A 19,718-nucleotide genomic window follows, 5' to 3' on the forward strand; every position below is an offset into this window, starting at 1 on the left:
CCTATATCGAGCCCGCAATCTCGATCTGAAGGACATCTCCTATGGCAAAGACTTTCCTCATCACGGGCGTTTCGTCCGGCTTCGGCCGCGCGTTGGCCGAGGCAGCATTGGGCGACGGCCACACCGTCGCCGGCACCGTGCGCAACGAGAATGACAAGCGGACATTCGAAGCGCTCGGCGCCGGCGTGCACGCGGTGGTCCTTGACGTCACCAACACCGAGGCCATCGCGCCCGCCGTCGCCGACGTCGAGCACAGGATCGGCGCGATCGACATTCTGGTGAACAATGCCGGCTACGGCCACGAGGGCATTCTGGAGGAATCGTCGATCGACGATCTACGACGCCAGTTCGAGGTCAACGTCTTCGGCGCGGTGGCGATGATCCAGGCGGTGCTGCCCTTCATGCGCAAGCGGCGCGCCGGGCACATCCTCAACATCACGTCGATGGGCGGGATCATCACGATGCCCGGTCTCAGCTACTACCACGGCAGCAAGTTCGCGCTGGAAGGGATATCGGAATCCCTCGGCAAGGAGGTCAAAGACCTCGGCATCAAGGTCACCGCGGTCGAGCCGGGCGGCTTTCGCACCGACTGGGCCGGACGATCGATGGTACGGGCGGAGCGGTCGATCGGAGATTATGACGCTGTCATCAATCCAATCCGCAAACGTCGCATGGAACTGAGTGGCTGGCAGGTCGGCGATCCCCAAAAGGCGGCGCAGGCGATGTTGAAACTCGCTTTGTCGGCCGATCCGCCGACGCATCTCCTGCTCGGCAGCGATGCCGTGCGGCTGGTCGAGGAAAAAATGAAACTGCTGCAAGCCGAATTCGATGCGTGGAAGAGCGTTTCGCTTTCCACCGACGTTGCCTGAGTTGCGTCAGCTGCCCAAGAGTCCGGCGAACTTTGCCGTCCGTCAAACGGCGTCAAGCTGAGCTCGCGGCACAAGCTCCGCGCCCCTTACCGGAGGCATGGCATCCAGCTCGGCAATCCGGCGGTCAATCTCACCGATCACGTGCTTCGAGAACGGCCCGAAATGCAGGTACAGCGCCATCAGCATCACGATGTAGCGCAGTGCGCCTGGGTTGGACTTGGCGACCTCGACGAAGGTCTTCCAGAACGGCTCGCGAACCTCCGGCAGGGTCCGCATGATCCTGTGCACGCCCTCGATGCCGCCAAGCTTCGTGCGCACGTCGCCATCGGGCAGATCGCGGCGCCGGTCGGACCGGTCGAGCATGACGGAAAGCCGCGACAGCCGTCCTGCGTATGCTGTCGGGCTGTAGACGTGCCCGAGCACAGCCTTGTAATCCGTAAGGATGTCACGAAGCGGACGCTTGGTGTCGAAATTGCAGCCGAGCGTGCATTGGTCGCCCGCCTGTTCGACCTTCATGAGATCATGGCCTTCGTGCAGGCGGCCTTCCTGGGCTAGCCGCCGCGTCAGCTGTGTGCCAGGCAGCGCATAGAGCAGTCCGACCATGCAGACTGGAATGCTCGCCTCCTCGATGAAGTCGATCATCGCCTGCGCCATTGAGAGTTTCTCGGTATCGAACCCGACGATGAAACCCGCGGTGACGAACATGCCATAGTCGTAAATCTTGTGAACGCTCTCGGCGATGTTGCGCCTGGTGTTCTGCTTTTTCTTCATCTGCACGAGGGTCTCTGGATCCGGGCTCTCAATGCCGACGAAAATTCCGAAGAAGTTCGCGTCCTTCATTGCCTGCAACAGCTCGCTGTCATCAGCGATATTGATCGAGGCTTCGGTCGAGAACTCGAACGGATAGTCTCGCTCTTCCAGCCAGGCCTTGAGCCGCGGCAGCAAAATGCGGAGGTTTTTCTTGTTGCCGATGAAATTGTCGTCGACGAAATCGACATGCCCTCGATAACCATGATCGTAGAGCGCTTGCAGCTCAGCGAGAATCTGATCGGGAGTCTTGGTGCGCGGCACGCGCCCGTACAGCTCGATAATATCGCAGAACTCGCAGGTGAACGGGCAGCCACGCGAATATTGCACGCCAATAAAGAGATAATGATCGAACTTGATCAGATCGTAGCGGGGCATCGGGCTTAGCGTGACGTCGATCTTGAATTTCTCGGCGATGAACACACCCTCGCGCTCGCCGCGTTCCCAGGCGGCGATGAATTCCTCGATGATGTGTTCGGCCTCGCCGATCACCTGGAAGTCCGCAGCCGCGTAAAGGTGCGGGCTCGAGGAGACGTCAGGCCCACCGACACATACCGGCTTGCCGTGCCGGTGGGCGAGATCGATCAGGTGGAGAAAATCAGGCTGCTGGTTGAGCATACCACCGATCATGACGAGATCGGCCCAGTCAAGGTCCGCGTCGGTCGAAGGCTCGGTGTTACGGTTGACGAGCCGAATCTCCCAATGCTTCGGCAGCATGGCGGCGACGGTGATCAGTCCGAGTGGCGCCGCCGGATACTTCGCGCCGACGAGTTCGCAAGCTTCCGTATAGTTCCAGAACGAGTCTGGAACGAACTTCGGATAGATCATTAGAACGCGGCAGGGACTCGTCATGGTGCTCCGGTCCGTACCACGCGGCTTCGAGGCTCAAGGGTACTTTCGCTCGTCGATACAGGCATTAAGTGCTCAAATGGTGGCCGATTGCCAGACGATCTTTCGTCCCGCCGTGAGCCCCGTCCTGTTCCCCGGATCCGCCTGGGGTCAGTCAATCCGATCAATATGTCATCCGCCGGCCCTGCGCGCCAAGAGATAGCACACGTCCGGCTCCCTCTCCTCGTTGCGGCTGCCGTCGGTTTCCTCGACCGCGGCAAAACCGCGCGCCTCGTAGAAGCGGCGCGCCCGCGCATTGCGCCGGAAGGTCCAGAGTTGCAGCCGGTCCGCACCCTGCTGCGCGATCTCGAGCAGCGCGCCGCCGATGCCGCGGCCCTGTGCGGCCGGCAGCACATAGAGCTGCTCGATCCAGTCGTCGTGGAACGCGATGACGCCGCTCATCGCATCGCCGTCGAACGCGCCCCACAGCGCGCAGGTCGCAAACATCCGCTCGCGATAGAACCAGCGATCTTCATCCGGTGTGTGCAGGCCCGCGAGCCACGGCAACGCTTCGTCGAACGCCGCGCGGTGCACGCGTGCGGCGGCATCCATGTCGGCAAGCTGGAGCCGCCTAATATTCAATTCCGAACTCATCATAGAGCCGGCGGAACACGGAAGGCAGCACTTCGGTGAGATCCTCCGCGATCAGGCCGGGCCCCGCCTCGCTGGCGCCTTCGCCGTGCAGCCACACGCCGATGCTGGCCGCCTCGAATGCCGCGACGCCCTGCGCCAGGAAGCCGGCGATGATGCCGGCCAGCACGTCGCCGGCGCCGGCGGTGGCAAGCCAAGGCGGCGCGTTGGCGGCTATGGTCGCGCGGCCGTCCGGAGATGCGATCACCGTGTCTGCGCCCTTCAGCAGCACCACCGCGCCGGAACGCTCGGCCGCCGCGCGGACGCGCTCGAGCTTCGAGCGGCCGGGATGTTTGTTGGAGATGTCGCTGAACAGCCGCGGAAACTCGCCTTCATGCGGCGTGAGCACCACCCCAAGACCGTCGGAGGCCCTGATCGCCTCGAACAGCCGGTCCGGCGAACCTGCGAAGCTGGTCAGCGCGTCGGCGTCGAGCACCAGATGCCGCTGCGCCGACAACGCGGTGTGAACGAAGTCGCGGGTGCGCGCGCTGACGCCCGCACCAGGACCGATCACGCAGGCATTGAGGCGCTTGTCGTCGAGCAGTTCGGCGAACTGGATCGGATTGTCGACCGCGCGCACCATCACCGCGGTCAGCGCCGCCGCGTTGACGGCGAGCGCATCGCGCGGCGAGGCCAGGGTGACGAGGCCGGCGCCTGCGCGCAGCGCCGCGCGCGCGGCGAGCCGCGCCGCCCCGGTCGAGGCGATGTCACCCGAGACCACGACGGCATGGCCCCTTGCGTATTTGTGGCCGTCGATCCGCGGGACCGGGAACGACCAGCGCCAGACCTGTGGCAGATTCTCCGCAGTCAGCGGCTTGATCTCGTCGAGCACCTGCGCCGCGATGCCGATGTCGGCGACGCGCACCCGGCCGCAATACATCCGTCCCGGCAGCAACAGGTGCGCAGGCTTCTTGCGGAAGAAGGTGACGGTCTCGGTCGCCTGCACGGCCGCGCCCATGACGGCGCCCGACGTGCCGTTGATACCGCTCGGCAGGTCGACTGCCAGCACCGGCATACCGTTGGCGTTGATGGCCGCGATCATCTCCAGCGGGTCGCCCTTCACCGGGCGATTGAGCCCGGCGCCGAACAGCGCGTCGATGATCAGCGCCGGCTTGCCCAGCGCCTGCGGGTTGAACGGCAACACCGGATATTTCCAGCCCTTCGCCGCCAGCGCCGCGTCGCCCTGCAGGCTGTCGCGCTCGCAAAGCAAGATCACCGACACCTCGCGGCCGCGCGCGGCGAGCTCAGCGGCGGCGACAAAGCCGTCGCCGCCATTGTTGCCGCGGCCGGCGACCACGACGATCGGCCCCTCCTCGACCAGGTCCATCGCGGCTTCAGCGACGGCCTGGCCGGCGCTCATCATCAGTGCGAAGCCCGGCGTGCCGGCTGCGATGGTCAGCCGGTCGGCGCGCTCCATCTCGGTGGTGGTCAGAACGTCCATGCCGAATCCTCAATCGCTTCGCCTTTTCGAGAGGCAATTCCTGTGACGTTCGCGGGATTTCTACTGGCCGACTGCATACGGATTGATCTATTTGCCTATTTGTTGGGCTTGGATATCATAGCCCGTGTGGTTCGATATCAGCCGACTGCCTGTTAAAAGGCTGATAACATTCCAAAATCGGGGACCTTAACAACTTGGCATAGACCCTGCTTTTGAGGAAGCCGCGCACAATGCCGCTCGATGCGACCATTGCGCGTGTTTCCGGCCACCCGCCGGAAGGCTTAAGACCAACCAGACTGCGCCCCACGCGCATCGAACTCGACCCTGCAATCTGCAATGCCCGGGAGGCGCTCAGTGAAGAAGATTGAAGCCATCATCAAGCCCTTCAAGCTCGACGAGGTGAAGGAAGCGCTCCAGGAAGTCGGACTGCAAGGCATCACCGTGACCGAGGCCAAGGGATTTGGCCGCCAGAAGGGCCATGCCGAGCTCTATCGCGGTGCGGAATACATCGTCGACTTCCTGCCCAAGGTGAAGATCGAGATCGTGATCGGCGACGACCTGGTCGAGAAGGCGATTGACGCGATCCGCCGCGCGGCCCAGACCGGGCGGATCGGCGACGGCAAGATCTTCGTCTCCAACATCGAGGAAGCCATCCGCATCCGGACCGGCGAATCCGGGCTGGACGCTATTTAAGCCCGGTGCTATCCGGATTTTCTGACGGCAAAAGAGAAAAAAGGCTGCTTCGGCAGCCTCATTTCGTTTCAGCAGTCACACGAACTCGCCAAAAGCGGGAATAACGTCCCTCTCCGCTGGAAACCGACCCGCACATCCATAAGGGGTATTCATGAAGACCGCCAAAGACGTCCTGAAATCGATCAAGGACAACGACGTCAAATACGTCGACCTGCGCTTCACCGATCCGCGCGGCAAGTGGCAGCACGTGACCTTCGACGTCGGCATGATCGAAGAGGACACCTTTTCCGAAGGCCAGATGTTCGACGGCTCCTCGATCGCCGGCTGGAAGGCGATCAATGAATCCGACATGTGCCTGATGCCGGACCCGGTCACCGCGACGATCGACCCGTTCTTCGCCGAGACCACCATGGTCATCACCTGCGACGTGCTCGAGCCGACCACCGGCGAGCCCTACAACCGCGATCCCCGCGGCATCGCCAAGAAGGCCGAGGCCATGGTGAAGTCGATGGGCGTGGGCGACACCGTGTTCGTCGGCCCCGAGGCCGAGTTCTTCGTGTTCGACGACGTGCGCTATTCGGCCGAACCCTACAACACCGGCTTCCGCCTCGATTCCTCCGAGCTGCCGATCAACTCGGCGACCGAGTATGAAGGCGGCAACCTCGGCCACCGCATCCGCACCAAGGCCGGCTACTTCCCGGTGCCGCCGCAGGACTCGGTGCAGGACATGCGCTCCGAGATGCTCGGCGCGATGGCCAAGATGGGCGTCAAGGTCGAGAAGCACCACCATGAAGTGGCGTCCGCCCAGCACGAGCTCGGCATGAAGTTCGACACGCTGACCCTGATGGCCGACCATATGCAGATCTACAAGTACTGCATCCACCAGGTCGCCCACATCTACGGCAAGACCGCCACCTTCATGCCGAAGCCGGTCTATGGCGACAACGGCTCGGGTATGCATGTCCACCAGTCGATCTGGAAGGACGGCAAGCCGACCTTCGCCGGCAACAAATATGCCGATTTGTCGGAGACCTGCCTTCACTACATCGGTGGCATCATCAAGCACGCCAAGGCGATCAACGCCTTCACCAACCCGTCGACCAACTCCTACAAGCGTCTGGTCCCGGGCTATGAGGCGCCGGTGCTGCTCGCCTACTCCGCGCGCAACCGTTCGGCGTCCTGCCGCATCCCCTATACGGCGAACCCGAAGGCCAAGCGCGTCGAAGTGCGTTTCCCCGACCCGATGGCCAATCCCTATCTCGGCTTCGCCGCGATGCTGATGGCCGGCCTCGACGGCATCAAGAACAAGATCGATCCGGGTCCGGCGATGGACAAGGACCTCTACGACCTGCCGAAGGAAGAGCTGAAGCAGATCCCGACCGTGTGCGGCTCGCTGCGCGAGGCGCTCGAGTGCCTCGACAAGGATCGCGCGTTCCTCAAGAACGGCGGCGTGTTCGACGACGACTTCATCGACGCCTATATCGAGCTGAAGATGACCGAGGTCGCCCGTTTCGAAATGACCCCGCACCCGGTCGAGTTCGAGATGTACTACTCGCTGTAAGCTCTACGGCCACTCACGAATGCGAAAGGCGCTTCCATCGGAAGCGCCTTTTGTTTTTGGGTGGTGTAGCCACAAGGCGCGATCCGTAGGATGGGTGGAGCGAAGCGATACCCATCGTCGCGGACCTCGGCGAAAAACGATGGGTTTCGCTTCGCTCTACCCATCCCTACGACGTGCGGCTAGGCTTTCACCTTCGCGACCCGCCGCCCGCCGGCATCGAGCGCTCCGAAATTGCCCGCGATCATGTCGGGCGTCGGGATCATGCCGCCGAGCGACCAGCTCGCCGGCTCGCCCTCCTCGATCTTGACCCAGACGTTGCGGCGGAAATCTGGGTTACCCTGCCCCTCGACCTCGACCATGAGATCGGTGACGCGCTGCAGCAGCGTCTGCTTCTGCACGACATCGAAGATGCCGCGGACGGTGGAAATGGTGACGTAAGGCATGGTCTCTCTCCATTGCTGAGTTGTGACAACGCAACGAAGATGGACCGGCGCGGTGCGATCAGGCAGTGGCCGATCGGACAGAGATCGGGCAATATCTGCCATGGCCTGCCTGCGCCGATCGGGTAGGATGGCGGCAAATTCCGGAGGTCCCATGAAGCTTGCGATACTCGCGCTGGAAGGCTGCATGCAATCGGCGGTCGCCGGCATCGCCGACATCCTCACGCTCGGCAACCATGTGATGCAACTGCGCGGCGGCAAGGCGCGCTTCACCTGGCAGACGCTCTCGCTCGATGGCAAGGCGGTGCGCGCCGGCGGCGGCAAGTTGCTCGCCGTCGACGGCGCCGTCAGCAACCGGACGGCATTCGACGCGATCATCGTGCCGGGCAGCCTGGTAGATCATCTGACCGCCGAGCGCCTGCAACCGCAATATGACCAGGCCGGCGCCTGGCTGCGCCAGCAACATGCTGGTGGACGATTGATCGGCGCCTTCTGCAGCGGCGTGCTGCTGCTCGCCAATGCCGGCCTGCTCGATGGCCGCCGCGCCACCATCACCTGGTGGCTGCAGAGCGAACTCCGCCGCCGCCATCCCAGAATCGATCTCGCGAGCGATGCCGTGCTCACCCAGGCCGACCGCCTGGTCTGTGCCGCCGGCCCGATGTCGTGGGTCGACCTGTTGCTGCGGCTGATCGAGCTCGTCGAAGGCCCGGAGGTCGCAAAGGTCTGCGCCGACTATGCGGTGATCGACACCGCGCAACGCACGCAGGCGATCTTCATGCCGCTTGGCTACATGCTCGCCCAGGATCCGCTGCTGATGAAGGCGGACATGCTGGTGCGCCGCACCGGCAAGGCGCCGATCACGGTGCGCGGCCTCGCGCAGGCGCTGGGCCTCAGCGAGCGCACGCTGAACCGCCGCTTCCGCGAACTGACCCACGAGCCGCCGCAGGCCTTCATCATGCGACGCCGCGTCGAGCACGCGCGCACGCTGCTGGAGACGACGGCGCAACCGATCAAGGCCATCGCCCGCGCCACCGGCTATGAAGACGAGAGCAGCTTTCGCAAGGCCTTCCGCAAGCTGACGCTGCTGTCGCCTCAGGCCTACCGCGCACAGCGCACCATGCGCGCGGCGTAGTTGCAAGCTGCCCGCAAGACTACGGTCAGCAATACTGACGAACCCAATGACGTGACGCGAGCCGACACGCAAAGCGCGATGTTCGGAATCGACAACGTGTGGAGTCGGGTGTTCACTTCCGGCAAGGACTCAAAAGCGGTCTCCGATAACACAAGCACAGTCATTTTCGCATGGGGAGAAACGAGATGTCTTTCGTCGCACGACGAATGGCGGCGCTTTCGACCGCCATCATCATCCTCGCTGTCGGTGCAGGCAGCGCATTCGCGCAGAAGAGATACGACACCGGCGCAACCGATACGGAAATCAAGATCGGCAACATCATGCCCTACAGCGGGCCGGCATCCGCCTATGGCACCAGCGGCCGGGCTCAGGCGGCGTATTTCCGCAAGGTCAACGCCGAGGGAGGCATTAATGGCCGCAAGATCACGTTCATTTCCTATGATGACGGCTACAGTCCGCCGAAGACGGTCGAGCAGGCACGCAAGCTGGTCGAAGGCGACGAGGTCTTGCTGATTTTCGCCGCACTCGGCACGGCCTCCAATGGCGCGATTCAGAAATACATGAATGCGAAGAAGGTGCCGCAGCTGTTCATCCAGACCGGTGCGACCAAGTGGAACGATCCGCAGAACTTTCCGTGGACCATGGGCTGGCAACCCAGTTATCAGAGCGAGGGACGAATCTACGCCAAGCACATCCTGAAGGAAAAGCCGGGCGGCAGGATCGCCGTCCTCTACCAGAACGACGATTATGGAAAGGACTATCTCAAGGGGCTGAAGGACGGCCTCGGCGACAAGGCGGCGGCGATGATCGTTATCGAGGATGCCTATGAGGTGGCCGAGCCGACGATCGACACGCACATCGTCAAGATGAAGTCGATGAATGCCGACGTATTCGTCAACATTGCCACACCGAAATTCGCAGCGCAGGCCATCAAGAAGGCGGCCGAGATCGGCTGGAAGCCGTTGCACATCCTCAACTCGGTCGGCTCCTCGCTCGGCGCCGTGATCCAGCCTGCGGGCCTCGAGAACGCACAAGGTATCATTTCGGTGGCCTACCTAATGGATCCGCTCGATCCGCAATGGAAGGACGACCCCGGCATGAAGGCATTCGACCAATATCTCTCCAAATATTTCCCCGAGGGCAATCGAGCCGATGGCCTGGTGGTAACTGGCTACAACGCCGCCCAGACGCTGGTTCAGGTGCTGAAGCAGTGCGGCGACGACCTCACGCGCGCCAACGTGATGAAACAGGCCGCCAACCTAAAGGCCTTCCGGACCAACAACCTGCTGCCCGGAATCACGATGAACACCAGTCCGATTGATTTCGCGCCGATCAAGCAGATGCAGCTCAGACGGCTCACGGGCGAGCGATGGGAGCTGTTCGGGCCGATGCTCAGCGCAGAAGTCGGCGGTTAGCGCGATCTGCAGGATGGGTAGAGCCAACGGGTCCGCGCAACGCGCGGCCCGATGATAAACTCCGCGAAACCCATCATCTCGCTCCTTGCACAGGCGATGGGTTTCGCTGAGCTCTACCCATTTTTTGCGGGCTGCGGTTGCCCGGCTTGCTCGCCTCCGCGTTCAGGACAGGAGCGGCAGCGCGCCCCTCAGGACATCCTCACCCCATTCCTGCACGAAGTGACCGGCTGCGGTGAGCGTGACCGGCTCGGGGCAATTGCGGACCGTTTGCCGCATCTCCGCCATGACAGCCGGCCCGAGCACCGGGTCGGTCATGCCGATCACCATCGCGGTCTTGCCGGAGTATTCGCTTCGCCACCATTCGCGCGCCTTGCGTGACAGGGCCGCGCCGCCGGCACTGGGCTGGTCCGGCACGAGGTTCGGGAATCTGCGCACACCGGACTTGTAGCTGGCATCAGGGAAAGGTGCGTCATAGGCGGCTGCCTCCGCGGGCGAGAGCTGCGGGCAGGCGCGCGCCATCAGTTTGCCGACCGCCATGTCGGGATTTGCGTTGCTCCACGCGCGCCAATCCATGAAGCCCTTCGTCAGCGGGCGGTCCCCGGTCGCGAGCATGGTATTCATGACCAGCAGCGCTTCGAAGCGACCGGCCATCTCCATCGGGATGGTGAGACCGAGCAAACCGCCCCAGTCCTGGCAAACCAGCGTCATGCGACCGAGATCGAGCGCACGGATCAGGGCGATCAGGCTCTCACGATGGAAGTCAAAGGTGTAGACGGACTCCTCGACAGGCTTGTCGGAGCGACCGAACCCGAACATGTCAGGCGCGATCACCCGATAGCCGGAGGCGACGAGGCCGGGAATCATCTTGCGGTAAAGGTAGCTCCAGGTCGGCTGGCCATGAAGGCACAGCGCAACACGGGCATTGCCCCTTCCCTCGTCGAGATAATGCATGCGCAAGCCGGCATAGCCGGGAAGATCGTCACGATAGTTGGGCGCGAACGAATAGCCGGGAAGGCCATCAAAGCATACATCCGCGGTCCGCAAAGCCCCGATCGCCATTGTCCAATGCTCCTCATTGTTGACGTCGCTCGCAGGATGGGGGGCGAGGACTGGCCGTCACACGCGAAACAGCTTCGCGTAACGCGCCTTGATCTCCTCGCTCTGCGCCTGCACCTGGACCGGGTCGGCCTTGAGCATCTTCAGCTTGTCGAGCGGCACGTGCCCGGCCTTTTCCTTCACCTTGGCGTGGAACGAGCGGTGCGCGAACTCGTCGGCCAGCATCTGCTGGGTTTCGGCGCTGAAGAAGTAGCTCTGGAACAGCCGTGCCGCGTTCGGGTTCGGCGCGCTTTTGAACACGCCACTCGGCACGATGATCAGAGGCGCGCCCTCCGTCGGATAGACCACCTCGACCGGCTTGCCCTGATCCTTGGCCAGCACGAGATTGTAGTCGTTGCCGTCGGCCATGACCGCACGCTCGCCGAGCAGGATCTTCTTCGGCGGATCGGCAGCCGACTGCACCTGCATCACGCGCTGCTGCGCCAGCTTTTCCAGGTACGGCCAACCGAGATCGCGCGCCAGCACGAACGTCGCGGTCAAGATCGCGCCGGAGTAGCCCGGGTGGCCCTTGACGATCTTGCCGCGCCATTTCGGATCGAGCAAATCGGCGTAGCTCTTCGGCGCCTCCTCGCGCTTCACCTGCTCGGTGTTGTAGCCGATCACCTCGAACCAGGCGCAGGATGTCACCGAGGTGCCGTCGGGATCGATCTGATCGGCGGGAAAATGCCTTGCGACCCCCTCGGGCAGATAGGCCGCGAGCCAGTCGTTCTTCTTCCAGTCGAGGTAATGCGCAGGGTCGGTCGAGTTGGCGACGTCGACGGCATGGATGCCGCTACCCTGCTCCTGCGCGATGCGCTGGAAGATGCGCTCGGCACCGGAGCGCTCGACGCGGACGCTGATGCCCGGATATTTCTGCTCGAAGTCGCGCGCGAGACGCTCCGCCGTGTTCAGTTCGAGCGCGCTGTAGAACGAGATCTTGCCTTCCTTCTTGGCGGCTGCGATCAACTCCGGCATCACGGCCTCGGCCGGCGGCGCCGCCGCCCGCAACGGTTCGGCGAACACCATGCCCGCGGCCGTCGCCGCCGTCACCTTGAGCCAGTCGCGTCTCGACCATTTGCGGTCCTGCATTCCATGCTCCCTAAATCGGGCCGTTGACCAGCCGCGCCATTGTTGCGGGACCATAGCGCGTAGGACAGGTAGAGCCAACGGGTCCGCGCGTTGCGCGGACCGTTGGCTCTACCCATCCTACAGACTACCGACTGATCACCGCCAGCTTTGGCGAAACACACGCATCCAGTTGTCGAAGGCGATCTTGCGCAATGTGGCGTCATCGAAGCCGTGTGCCCGCAGCGCATCGATCAGGTTCGGGAGGTGGCTTGCATCCTTCAACGGAAGGGGCATGAGCGCGCCGTCGAAATCGGATCCCAGCGCAACGTGGTCGTCACCCATCCGCTCGACCAGGTAGCTGAGGTGGTCGACGACGGTCTCGATCGGGATGTCCGGATCACGGTGCCCGTCCGGGCGCACCTCGGACACACTGAAATTGAAGCCGACGACGCCGCCCGATGCCCTGACAGCATCGAGCTGCCGGTCGGTCAGGTTGCGGGTCGCGGGACAGACCGCATGCGCGCAGGCGTGGGTCGCCACGATGGGCGCGGTGCTGACCGCCGCCAGATCCCAGAAGCCGTGCTCGTTGAGGTGAGCCGCGTCGAGCATGATTCCGAGTTCATTGCAGGCCTTCACCAGCGCCTTCCCCGCGTCAGTCAGACCGGGGCCGGTATCCGGGGAGCGCGGATAGGCGAACGGCACGCCATGGCCGAAGATGTTGGGACGGCTCCAGACCAGGCCGAGCGAACGCAGGCCGCGGGCGTAGAGCCTCGCCAGCCCGTCCAGATCGGCGTCGATCGCTTCGGCGCCCTCGAGGTGCAGCACGATTGAGAATGCGGAGTCGCGGCGTGCTCCCTCGATCTCATCCACGGTCGTCGCGCACCGGATTTTCCCGCCTGCGCGGGCCACCACGGTCTCGAGCGCGCTCAGCTGGGCATCGATGGTACGGCGCGCGTACGCCACACCGAGCGGCTCCGCAAGGCGCACCTCGTATCCGTCGGCGGTTCGGGTGAAATCGCCTTGGCGCGGATGTTCTGCCTTGGCGTACATCGCGAACAGGCCGCCAACCATGCCGCCTTCCCGGGCACGCGGCAGATCGAGATGACCATCCTCGGAGCGCACGAGAAAATCCCGCCCGCCTTCCCGGTATTCAGCCAGATGCTGAGCCGCGTCATTATGGCCGTCGAAGATCGCAACCTTGCCGCTTTCCTGCACCGGACCGTTCTCCTTCGCCTTGCCCGCGTCGAGCAGCGTAGCGCGCAGGATGGGTTGAGCCAACGGGTCCGCGCAGCGCGCGGCCCGATGACAAACTCCGCGATATCCATCGTGTCGGGGCTTACGAAAGTGATGGGTCCACGCTGTGGACTAATTCTTCTCGGGCGGGTTCTCGCGCAGGAAGCGTTCGAGATCGGGCTGCACGGAGTAAGGCTGCGGAACCGGATCGCCCTGAAAGTCGACCTGAAGATCGAGGCAGCGCCGCAGCATCCGCGCCAGTTCGCTGCGCCGATAGGGCTTGGTCAGCAGCGGAATGCCGTGGCCGCCACGGCTCTGTTGCGCCGGCAGCGCGCCATCGCTGTAGCCCGAGGTGAACAGCACCCGCAGCGCCGGTCGCCCGGCCATTAGCGTCTCCGCCAATTGCCGGCCGTTCATGCTGCCGGGCATCACGATGTCGGTGAACAGGAGGTCGAACGCGGTGCCACGGCTGACGATCTCGAGCGCGGCATCTGCGTTTGCCGCGACCAGCACCTTGTAGCCGAGGCTTTCGAGCTGGCCCATCACATAGTCGCGGATCGTCGGATCGTCCTCGACGCACAGGATGGTCTCGTTGCCGCCCCTGACCGGCAGATCGTCCTCCTCGGCCGCGCGCTGCGCGATGCCGTCCGCCTTGGGCAGATAGATCCTGAAGATGGTGCCGCGCCCCTGCTCGCTCTTGACCTCGATGCCGCCGCCGCTCTGCTTGACGAAGCCGAACACCATGCTGAGCCCGAGCCCGGTGCCCTGCCCGACCTCCTTGGTGGAGAAGAACGGATCGAAGATCTTCTCCAGATGCGACGGCGAAATTCCGGTACCAGTATCGTTCACCTCGATCACGAGATGGTCGCCGGCGCGCTCGACGCCGTGCGCCACGGCATCGGGAATCCCGAGCTGCATGTTGCGGGTCGCAAAGGTCAGCGTGCCGCCATCAGGCATCGCATCGCGCGCATTGATGCCGAGATTGACCAGCGCAGCGCCGAGCTGGCTGCGGTCGACGAAAGCAAGCCAGGCGTTGCGGCCGAGCTCCGTCCTGATCTCGGTCTGCGACCCCAGCGTCTGCGACAGCAAGCCGGACCACTTCGTCGATCAGGTCGTTGACGTCGGTCTCGGCGGGCTGCAACGGCTGCTTGCGCGCAAATGCCAGCAGGCTCGAGGTGAGTTGCGCGCCGCGATCGGCGGCATCGCTGATCAGCTTGGCGATCGCGGTAAGCTGCGGGTTATCCCTGACGCCGTCGGCAAGTATCTCGATCGTGCCGGTGATCACGGTCAGCATGTTGTTGAAGTCGTGCGCGATGCCGCCGGTCAACCGCCCGAGCGATTCCGTCTTCTGCGCCTGGATCAATTGCTCTTCGGCGCGCCGGCGCTGGGTGACGTCCCTGACAAAGGAGTTGATGATCCAGCCGTCGCCACGGCGCAGCGCATTGAGTGACACCTCGACATAGAACCGGTGGCCGTCGCGGTGCACGGATGCGGTTTCATAGCGCATGCCCATGCCGCCGGCCGCGGTCTCCTGCAGGAAGCGGGTGATGCGCTGGCGGTGTGCAACCCGCAGCTCTTCCGGGAACACCAGTTCGACCACGCGCTGGCCGACCGCCTCCGAGCGCGTCCAGCCGGTCAACGCTTCGGACTGCGGGCTCCAGTCGAGCACGATGCCGTCCTGGTCGGTCTGAACGAAGGCGTCGAGCGCGGTCCTGACGATGGCCTGCGCCATCTGCTCGCTCTCCACCAGCGCCTGATGCGCCTGACGCTCCGCGGTGACATCGCGCAGCACGATAACCGCGCCGCGCAAATTGCCGGTATCGTCGCGCAGCGGCCTGGCGTTGGCGACAAGGCAGACAGCCGGTTCCGGCCGCAGGGGTCTGACGATCAGCTCGCAATCGTCGACGTCATCGCCGCGCAGCGCACGCGCCATCGGCGTCTCCGCGATCGGCATGACAGTCGTACCGTCGGCATAATAGTTCTGGAAGGTGCGAACGCCGGTCAGGGTGTCAAAACCGGGTTCGACACGGTACAGCCGCCGCGCCGCGGCGTTGACGATCACGATCATCGCATGCTCGTCGGCGACCACCACCGGATCGCGGATGCTCTCGACGGTCTTCTCCAGCAGGTGCTGCCTGCTGCCCAATTGCGCGGACAGTTCGGCAAGCGTCGTAGCGAGCTGGACGGCCTCGTCGTCGCCGCTTGGGCGTATCGAGACCGGCTCGCCGCGCGACAGCGCCTCCGCCGCCCGCACCAACTGGGCGGGCGTTCTGGACTGCGACCTCGCAATCATCTCAGCCGTCATCAACACCACCGAAACCACACCACCGGCGAGCAGAATGCCCGGCCACGCGACGCCATAGATGAAGCCCAACGCGAGCAGGAGTGTGACGACGGGAAGCATCATCCCGGCCGCCAGTCGGTCCGACAAATTCATCCCGACCAACTCATCGTGAGCAGTTGCACCGGAAAATGGAAAAGCAAAACAATATCGAAAAGGATCGTCGGCGCCGGGGCAATATCGGGTGGCTTGCGCCTTCTTGCTTAGCCGAGTCCGGCCCTGCAATCCGCCACTTTCGTATCCGTATAAGTACGGAGAACGCTCGCGCCGATGCCGGTTGAACCGCCTCCGGCGCCGGGGAGTCCAAGCCGGCGGTCCCGATTTAGGGCATCTTCGCGCGGTCGCCGGCGCGCACGAGCCGCCTGCGCTCCGCAAAGTCGCTCGCCGTCTCCCGGGAGGCATCGGTGCAGATCAACGTCGTCTACGACCCGAGCGTCGCGTCCGCGCCGTCAGGCTTCAAGACCGCGGTCGCCTATGTCGTCAACCTGTTCGACACCGCCTTCACCAATGACGTCACCCTCAGCATCCATGTCGGCTGGGGCGAGGTCGGCGGCTCGGCGATCGCGTCGGGTTTCCTTGGTGAAAGCGAGGAGGCAAAGGCGCCGGCCTATGACTACGCCACGATCAGGAATGCCTTGATCGCGGACGGCACCTCCAGCGCCCAACTCGCGGCCTTCGCGACCTTGCCCGCGTTGGATCCGACCGGCGGTGGAACGTTCGATATCGGGCGCGCGGAAGCCAAGGCGCTCGGTCTGATCGCCGCCAACGACCCGGCCAATGACGGCTGGGTCGGCTTCGATGCCACGGCGAACTGGTCCTACGACCCGACGGCCACGCCGGGAAGCAATCAATACTATCTCGTCGGCTCGATCGAGCACGAGATCACCGAGGTGTTGGGCCGCGACTCGCTGCTCGGCGTCAATGGCGAGCACTATGCCAATGGCTGGGGCGTCCCCGACCTGTTCCGCTTCTCGGCGCCCGGCGTCCGCGAACTCGTACCCGGCCCCCTCCATTCCACCGGCTATTTCTCGATCGACAATGGCGCAACCAGCCTTGCAAGCTGGAACAACCATGTCGCCAAGGGCGATCTCGGCGATTGGGATTCCGGCTTCGGCTCCGGCGGGGGTCCGGGCCCGTTCGGCGACGACGCCTTCAACAATGAAAGCAATTCCGGCCTCATCAACGGCTTTACCCAGACCGATTTCATCCAGATGCAGACGCTCGGGTGGAATCCGTCGGCGCCGGACAACTTCGTGTTCAACGGCGAGATCTATTTCGTCGCAGCCGGCCATACCTCCAGCAACCTTGTCGTGCAGGCGGGCGGCACGCTCGACGTCGCGGGTACCGCAACCGCCGTTGCGCTTGATGGCGGCAATGCCGAGATCGACAGCGGCGGTGCAATCCACGGCATCATCGTCGATGCCGGCAGCACGCTGACCGTCGATTCCGGAGGCGCGGCCGATGGCGTGACCATCGCAGGCGGGCTGGTCGATGTCACGAGCGGCGCGGTAACCGGCGGCACACCGATCGTGTTCCAGGGCGCAGGCGGCACGCTCGAGATCGACGGACACACGCCGCCGGCCAACATCATCAGCGGCTTTGCGATCGGCGACACCATCGATTTCTACGGCGTCAACATCGGCAGCAATGCCGCGGTCACGCTGCTGCCCGGCAACGTGCTCGAGCTCACCGAGCACAACAAGACGTTCGACTTCCAGCTCGATCCGAACGACAATTTCGCCGGCCAGACCTTTGGTGTCGGCGGCGATGGCTTTGGCGGCACCGCGATCTTCCTGCTGCCGTCGGTGCTGTCGGTTGCGACCAGCGGCGCCGGCATCTCCGGCGGCAATGGCGACCTCAACGCCGGTCATGCCGTCACCTTCAGCCTCAACATGAGCGACGCCGTCACCGTGGACACCGCTCATGGCATGCCGACCTTGCTGCTCAACGATGGTGGTGTCGCGACCTTTACGGGTGGCAGCGGCAGCGACGCCCCGGCCTTCAGCTACACGGTCGCTGCCGGTGACAACACCGCCGATCTCGCGGTATCAGGTTTCCTGCTGCACGGCGCGTCGCTGACGGACAGCTACGGCCATCATGCGAGCCTCATAGGTGCGGTGACCAATCCCGGCGGCATCCTGCAAATCGACACCACTGCGCCGGAGTCCTCAGGGGTCAGCGCGGCACCGGCGACCGGCATCGAGACCGCTGGCGCGTCCGTCGCCCTGACGCTCGCTTTCAATGAAGCCGTCACGGTAACGGGCGGCACTCCCACGCTTGCGCTGAGCAATGGTGGCAGCGCGACCTACGACGCGGCAGCGACCGCGGCGCTGCACGATGCGACCAAACTCGCCTTCGACTATCTGGTGTCAGGGAGTGACAGCGCGACTTCTTCGCTCGCCGTGACCGGCGTCAATCTCAACGGCGGCGCTGCTATCGCCGACCTTGCCGGCAACGCCGCCGACCTGTCGCACGTGAATGCGAGCTTCAACGGCCTGTCCGTCAATGATGCGCCGGCCTTCTCGGCCGACGGCTTGACCCGTCCCGAGTTGCATTTCGGCACGGCAGGCAACATCGTCCTCGACGCCGCGGCATCGAGCTTCGCGGCGACCTACGGCCTCGAATATCTCTATCTCGGCCTGCCCGCCGGAACGCCCTACCCGCCGGTGCCCGCGACGGGCGCAGACGGCTTTCATCTGGTGTGACCCCGGCCGTCGCCGAGGACCTCTCGTCGGCCGGCCTCAAAGGCTGGAGGCGTTGGCCAGAATGGGCGCCGGCTTTGCCAAGCCCAGATGATCGCGAAAGGTCGAACCGGAATAGTCGGTCCGGTAGAGGCCGCGCCGTTGCAATTCAGGGATCACAAGGCTGGTAAAGGCCTCGACGGATTCCGGCACATAGGGCGGGAAGATATTGAAACCGTCGGCCGCCCTTTGGTCAAACCAGAGCTGGATGTGGTCGGCGACCTCATTCGGATCGCCGACCACGACGGCACCGGAGCTGATGTGCCCGATGATGAGATCGCGATAAGTCAGACGGTTGCGGCCTTTCACGTCGCGGCGGGTGAGACGCGTGACATCGGCAAACAGCCGCTGGCCGTCTTCATTGGCCTCTGCCAGCACCACGGGATCGACAGCCGCGTCGCGGTCTTGACCGGAGATATCGACACCGATCGCAGCCGACACCGCCGTGAGGTTGCGGCGTTTCCCCATTCTGCCAAGAGAACCGTAGCGGCTGGCCTCGCCGCCATCGCCATCGGGCTCCAGCGCGATGAAGGAATTGAGATGGTCGAATATCTCAACCGCCTTCTGCGTCGTTTCCGCAACGACGGGGGTGAGCCCGGGCAGAATGGCGATGTCGCCATCCCTCCTGCCGTATTTGCCGGCCCTGGATTTGAGGTCGGCATAGTAGGCTTTCGCGCTCTCGATCGTCGCCTGACCGGCGAAGATGACGTCGGCATCGCGCGCCCCGAGTTCACGCGAACGGTCTGACGTGCCGGCATGCAGGATCACCGGGTGGCCTTGCGGTGGGCGCCTGACGTTGAGCGGCCCGGCGACGTCGAAATAGCGCCCCTTGTGGTGCAGCGGCGTGACCGCATCGCTATCCCAAAGTCCCCGCACCACGGTGACGAATTCATCCGCCCAATCATAGCGCCGCTCGGTGTCCCAATGGGCCTGGCGCGAGAAATTGCCGGCCGCGATCTCATCCGCGCCGGTCACCAGGTTCCACGATGCGCGGCCCTGGCTCAGATGATCCAGCGAAGCGAACATGCGCGCCAGATTATAGGGATCGTAGTAGGTCGGATTGGCCGTGACGACGATGCCGATATGACTGGTCGCCGCCGCCAGGCTCGCGCCGGACACGAAGGGTTCGAGCCGCGACATCTGGGCGGGATTGGTGGTTTGCAGGCTTGGATCGCTCGCCAGCCGGTCGCCAAGAAAGAGAAAGTCGAACTTGGCCGCTTCCACAATCCGGGTGACCCGCTGCAGGAACTCGATGTCGAACGCGGCCCCGGCATGGGAGGACGGATAGCGCCAGCCGCTCGGGTGCGTGCCGCCGGCCCAGAACATCAGGCCGAAATGGAGTTCTCGCTTGGACATGATGCAAC

The 19,718-nt window shown here is 64.0% G+C and carries 16 protein-coding genes; 6 read left to right on the forward strand and 10 right to left on the reverse strand.

Annotated elements, in window-relative coordinates; translation table 11 throughout:
• Nucleotides 1-41: 41 nt before the first annotated feature.
• Nucleotides 42-869: an oxidoreductase gene (locus ACVIGB_RS09560; RefSeq protein WP_456722861.1), complete on the forward strand. Its 828-nt coding sequence runs from the start codon at nt 42-44 to the stop codon at nt 867-869.
• A 42-nt stretch (nt 870-911) separates the two neighbouring features.
• Here ACVIGB_RS09560 and ACVIGB_RS09565 read toward each other — a convergent pair whose 3' ends face one another.
• The 3 genes from ACVIGB_RS09565 to ACVIGB_RS09575 form a co-directional block, all read right to left on the reverse strand.
• Nucleotides 912-2,528: a B12-binding domain-containing radical SAM protein gene (locus ACVIGB_RS09565; protein ID WP_092114677.1), complete on the reverse strand. Its 1,617-nt coding sequence runs from the start codon at nt 2,526-2,528 to the stop codon at nt 912-914.
• A gap of 168 nt (nt 2,529-2,696) precedes the next feature.
• Complete coding sequence (locus ACVIGB_RS09570; RefSeq protein ID WP_456725208.1) at nt 2,697-3,116, reverse strand: GNAT family N-acetyltransferase; 420 nt, start codon at nt 3,114-3,116, stop codon at nt 2,697-2,699.
• 19 nt (nt 3,117-3,135) lie between these two features.
• Complete coding sequence (locus tag ACVIGB_RS09575; protein WP_092114678.1) at nt 3,136-4,635, reverse strand: NAD(P)H-hydrate dehydratase; 1,500 nt, start codon at nt 4,633-4,635, stop codon at nt 3,136-3,138.
• A gap of 354 nt (nt 4,636-4,989) precedes the next feature.
• On the opposite strand from ACVIGB_RS09575, the gene ACVIGB_RS09580 reads away from it, so the two are divergent.
• Entirely contained in the window at nt 4,990-5,328 is a 339-nt protein-coding gene (locus ACVIGB_RS09580) for a P-II family nitrogen regulator (protein WP_011441447.1), read from the forward strand.
• 151 nt (nt 5,329-5,479) lie between these two features.
• Nucleotides 5,480-6,889: a type I glutamate--ammonia ligase gene (gene glnA, locus ACVIGB_RS09585; RefSeq protein ID WP_092114679.1), complete on the forward strand. Its 1,410-nt coding sequence runs from the start codon at nt 5,480-5,482 to the stop codon at nt 6,887-6,889.
• A gap of 179 nt (nt 6,890-7,068) precedes the next feature.
• Here the strand turns inward: glnA and ACVIGB_RS09590 are convergent, their stop codons facing one another.
• A complete protein-coding gene (locus ACVIGB_RS09590; RefSeq protein ID WP_092114681.1) occupies nt 7,069-7,332 on the reverse strand; it encodes a tautomerase family protein in 264 nt (87 codons plus the stop codon).
• 151 nt (nt 7,333-7,483) lie between these two features.
• Here ACVIGB_RS09590 and ACVIGB_RS09595 point away from each other — a divergent pair, with 151 nt between their 5' ends.
• The gene (locus ACVIGB_RS09595; RefSeq protein ID WP_456722860.1) at nt 7,484-8,461 is read left to right on the forward strand and encodes a GlxA family transcriptional regulator; all 978 of its coding nucleotides are present in this window, start codon (nt 7,484-7,486) and stop codon (nt 8,459-8,461) included.
• 185 nt (nt 8,462-8,646) lie between these two features.
• Complete coding sequence (locus ACVIGB_RS09600) at nt 8,647-9,876, forward strand: ABC transporter substrate-binding protein (protein WP_456722859.1); 1,230 nt, start codon at nt 8,647-8,649, stop codon at nt 9,874-9,876.
• A gap of 162 nt (nt 9,877-10,038) precedes the next feature.
• Here the strand turns inward: ACVIGB_RS09600 and ACVIGB_RS09605 are convergent, their stop codons facing one another.
• The 5 genes from ACVIGB_RS09605 to ACVIGB_RS09625 all read right to left on the reverse strand — a co-directional run bounded on the left by ACVIGB_RS09605 (nt 10,039) and on the right by ACVIGB_RS09625 (nt 15,709).
• Entirely contained in the window at nt 10,039-10,935 is an 897-nt protein-coding gene (locus ACVIGB_RS09605) for a haloalkane dehalogenase (RefSeq protein ID WP_092114684.1), read from the reverse strand.
• Nucleotides 10,936-10,992: 57 nt separating this feature from the next.
• Complete coding sequence (locus ACVIGB_RS09610; RefSeq protein ID WP_456722858.1) at nt 10,993-12,060, reverse strand: ABC transporter substrate-binding protein; 1,068 nt, start codon at nt 12,058-12,060, stop codon at nt 10,993-10,995.
• 135 nt (nt 12,061-12,195) lie between these two features.
• Complete coding sequence (locus ACVIGB_RS09615; protein ID WP_456722857.1) at nt 12,196-13,317, reverse strand: dipeptidase; 1,122 nt, start codon at nt 13,315-13,317, stop codon at nt 12,196-12,198.
• Between the two features lie 87 nt (nt 13,318-13,404).
• Entirely contained in the window at nt 13,405-14,229 is an 825-nt protein-coding gene (locus ACVIGB_RS09620) for an ATP-binding protein (protein ID WP_456749370.1), read from the reverse strand.
• Nucleotides 14,222-15,709: a PAS domain S-box protein gene (locus ACVIGB_RS09625; RefSeq protein WP_456749132.1), complete on the reverse strand. Its 1,488-nt coding sequence runs from the start codon at nt 15,707-15,709 to the stop codon at nt 14,222-14,224. The genes ACVIGB_RS09620 and ACVIGB_RS09625 overlap by 8 nt, the downstream gene beginning before the upstream one ends.
• A 308-nt stretch (nt 15,710-16,017) precedes the next feature.
• On the opposite strand from ACVIGB_RS09625, the gene ACVIGB_RS09630 reads away from it, so the two are divergent.
• On the forward strand, nt 16,018-18,318 hold the full coding sequence (locus ACVIGB_RS09630; protein WP_456722855.1) for an NF038122 family metalloprotease: 2,301 nt from the start codon (nt 16,018-16,020) through the stop codon (nt 18,316-18,318).
• Nucleotides 18,319-18,354: 36 nt separating this feature from the next.
• Here the strand turns inward: ACVIGB_RS09630 and ACVIGB_RS09635 are convergent, their stop codons facing one another.
• Nucleotides 18,355-19,710 (reverse strand): LLM class flavin-dependent oxidoreductase, encoded by a 1,356-nt coding sequence (locus tag ACVIGB_RS09635; RefSeq protein ID WP_456722854.1) that lies wholly within the window; start codon nt 19,708-19,710, stop codon nt 18,355-18,357.
• Between the last annotated feature and the right edge of the window lie 8 nt (nt 19,711-19,718).

The sequence above is a fragment of the Bradyrhizobium sp. USDA 4341 genome (assembly GCF_054063755.1).

Coding starts and splice junctions, on each gene's coding strand:
- ACVIGB_RS09620 (WP_456749370.1), bottom strand. CDS start 14,229: ATGCCTGATGGCGGCACGCTGACCTTTGCGACCCGCAACATGCAGCTC.
- ACVIGB_RS09565 (WP_092114677.1), bottom strand. CDS start 2,528: ATGACGAGTCCCTGCCGCGTTCTAATGATCTATCCGAAGTTCGTTCCA.
- ACVIGB_RS09560 (WP_456722861.1), top strand. CDS start 42: ATGGCAAAGACTTTCCTCATCACGGGCGTTTCGTCCGGCTTCGGCCGC.
- ACVIGB_RS09570 (WP_456725208.1), bottom strand. CDS start 3,116: ATGGATGCCGCCGCACGCGTGCACCGCGCGGCGTTCGACGAAGCGTTG.
- ACVIGB_RS09625 (WP_456749132.1), bottom strand. CDS start 15,709: ATGAATTTGTCGGACCGACTGGCGGCCGGGATGATGCTTCCCGTCGTC.
- ACVIGB_RS09595 (WP_456722860.1), top strand. CDS start 7,484: ATGAAGCTTGCGATACTCGCGCTGGAAGGCTGCATGCAATCGGCGGTC.
- ACVIGB_RS09600 (WP_456722859.1), top strand. CDS start 8,647: ATGTCTTTCGTCGCACGACGAATGGCGGCGCTTTCGACCGCCATCATC.
- ACVIGB_RS09635 (WP_456722854.1), bottom strand. CDS start 19,710: ATGTCCAAGCGAGAACTCCATTTCGGCCTGATGTTCTGGGCCGGCGGC.
- ACVIGB_RS09605 (WP_092114684.1), bottom strand. CDS start 10,935: ATGGCGATCGGGGCTTTGCGGACCGCGGATGTATGCTTTGATGGCCTT.
- ACVIGB_RS09610 (WP_456722858.1), bottom strand. CDS start 12,060: ATGCAGGACCGCAAATGGTCGAGACGCGACTGGCTCAAGGTGACGGCG.
- ACVIGB_RS09590 (WP_092114681.1), bottom strand. CDS start 7,332: ATGCCTTACGTCACCATTTCCACCGTCCGCGGCATCTTCGATGTCGTG.
- ACVIGB_RS09575 (WP_092114678.1), bottom strand. CDS start 4,635: ATGGACGTTCTGACCACCACCGAGATGGAGCGCGCCGACCGGCTGACC.
- glnA (WP_092114679.1), top strand. CDS start 5,480: ATGAAGACCGCCAAAGACGTCCTGAAATCGATCAAGGACAACGACGTC.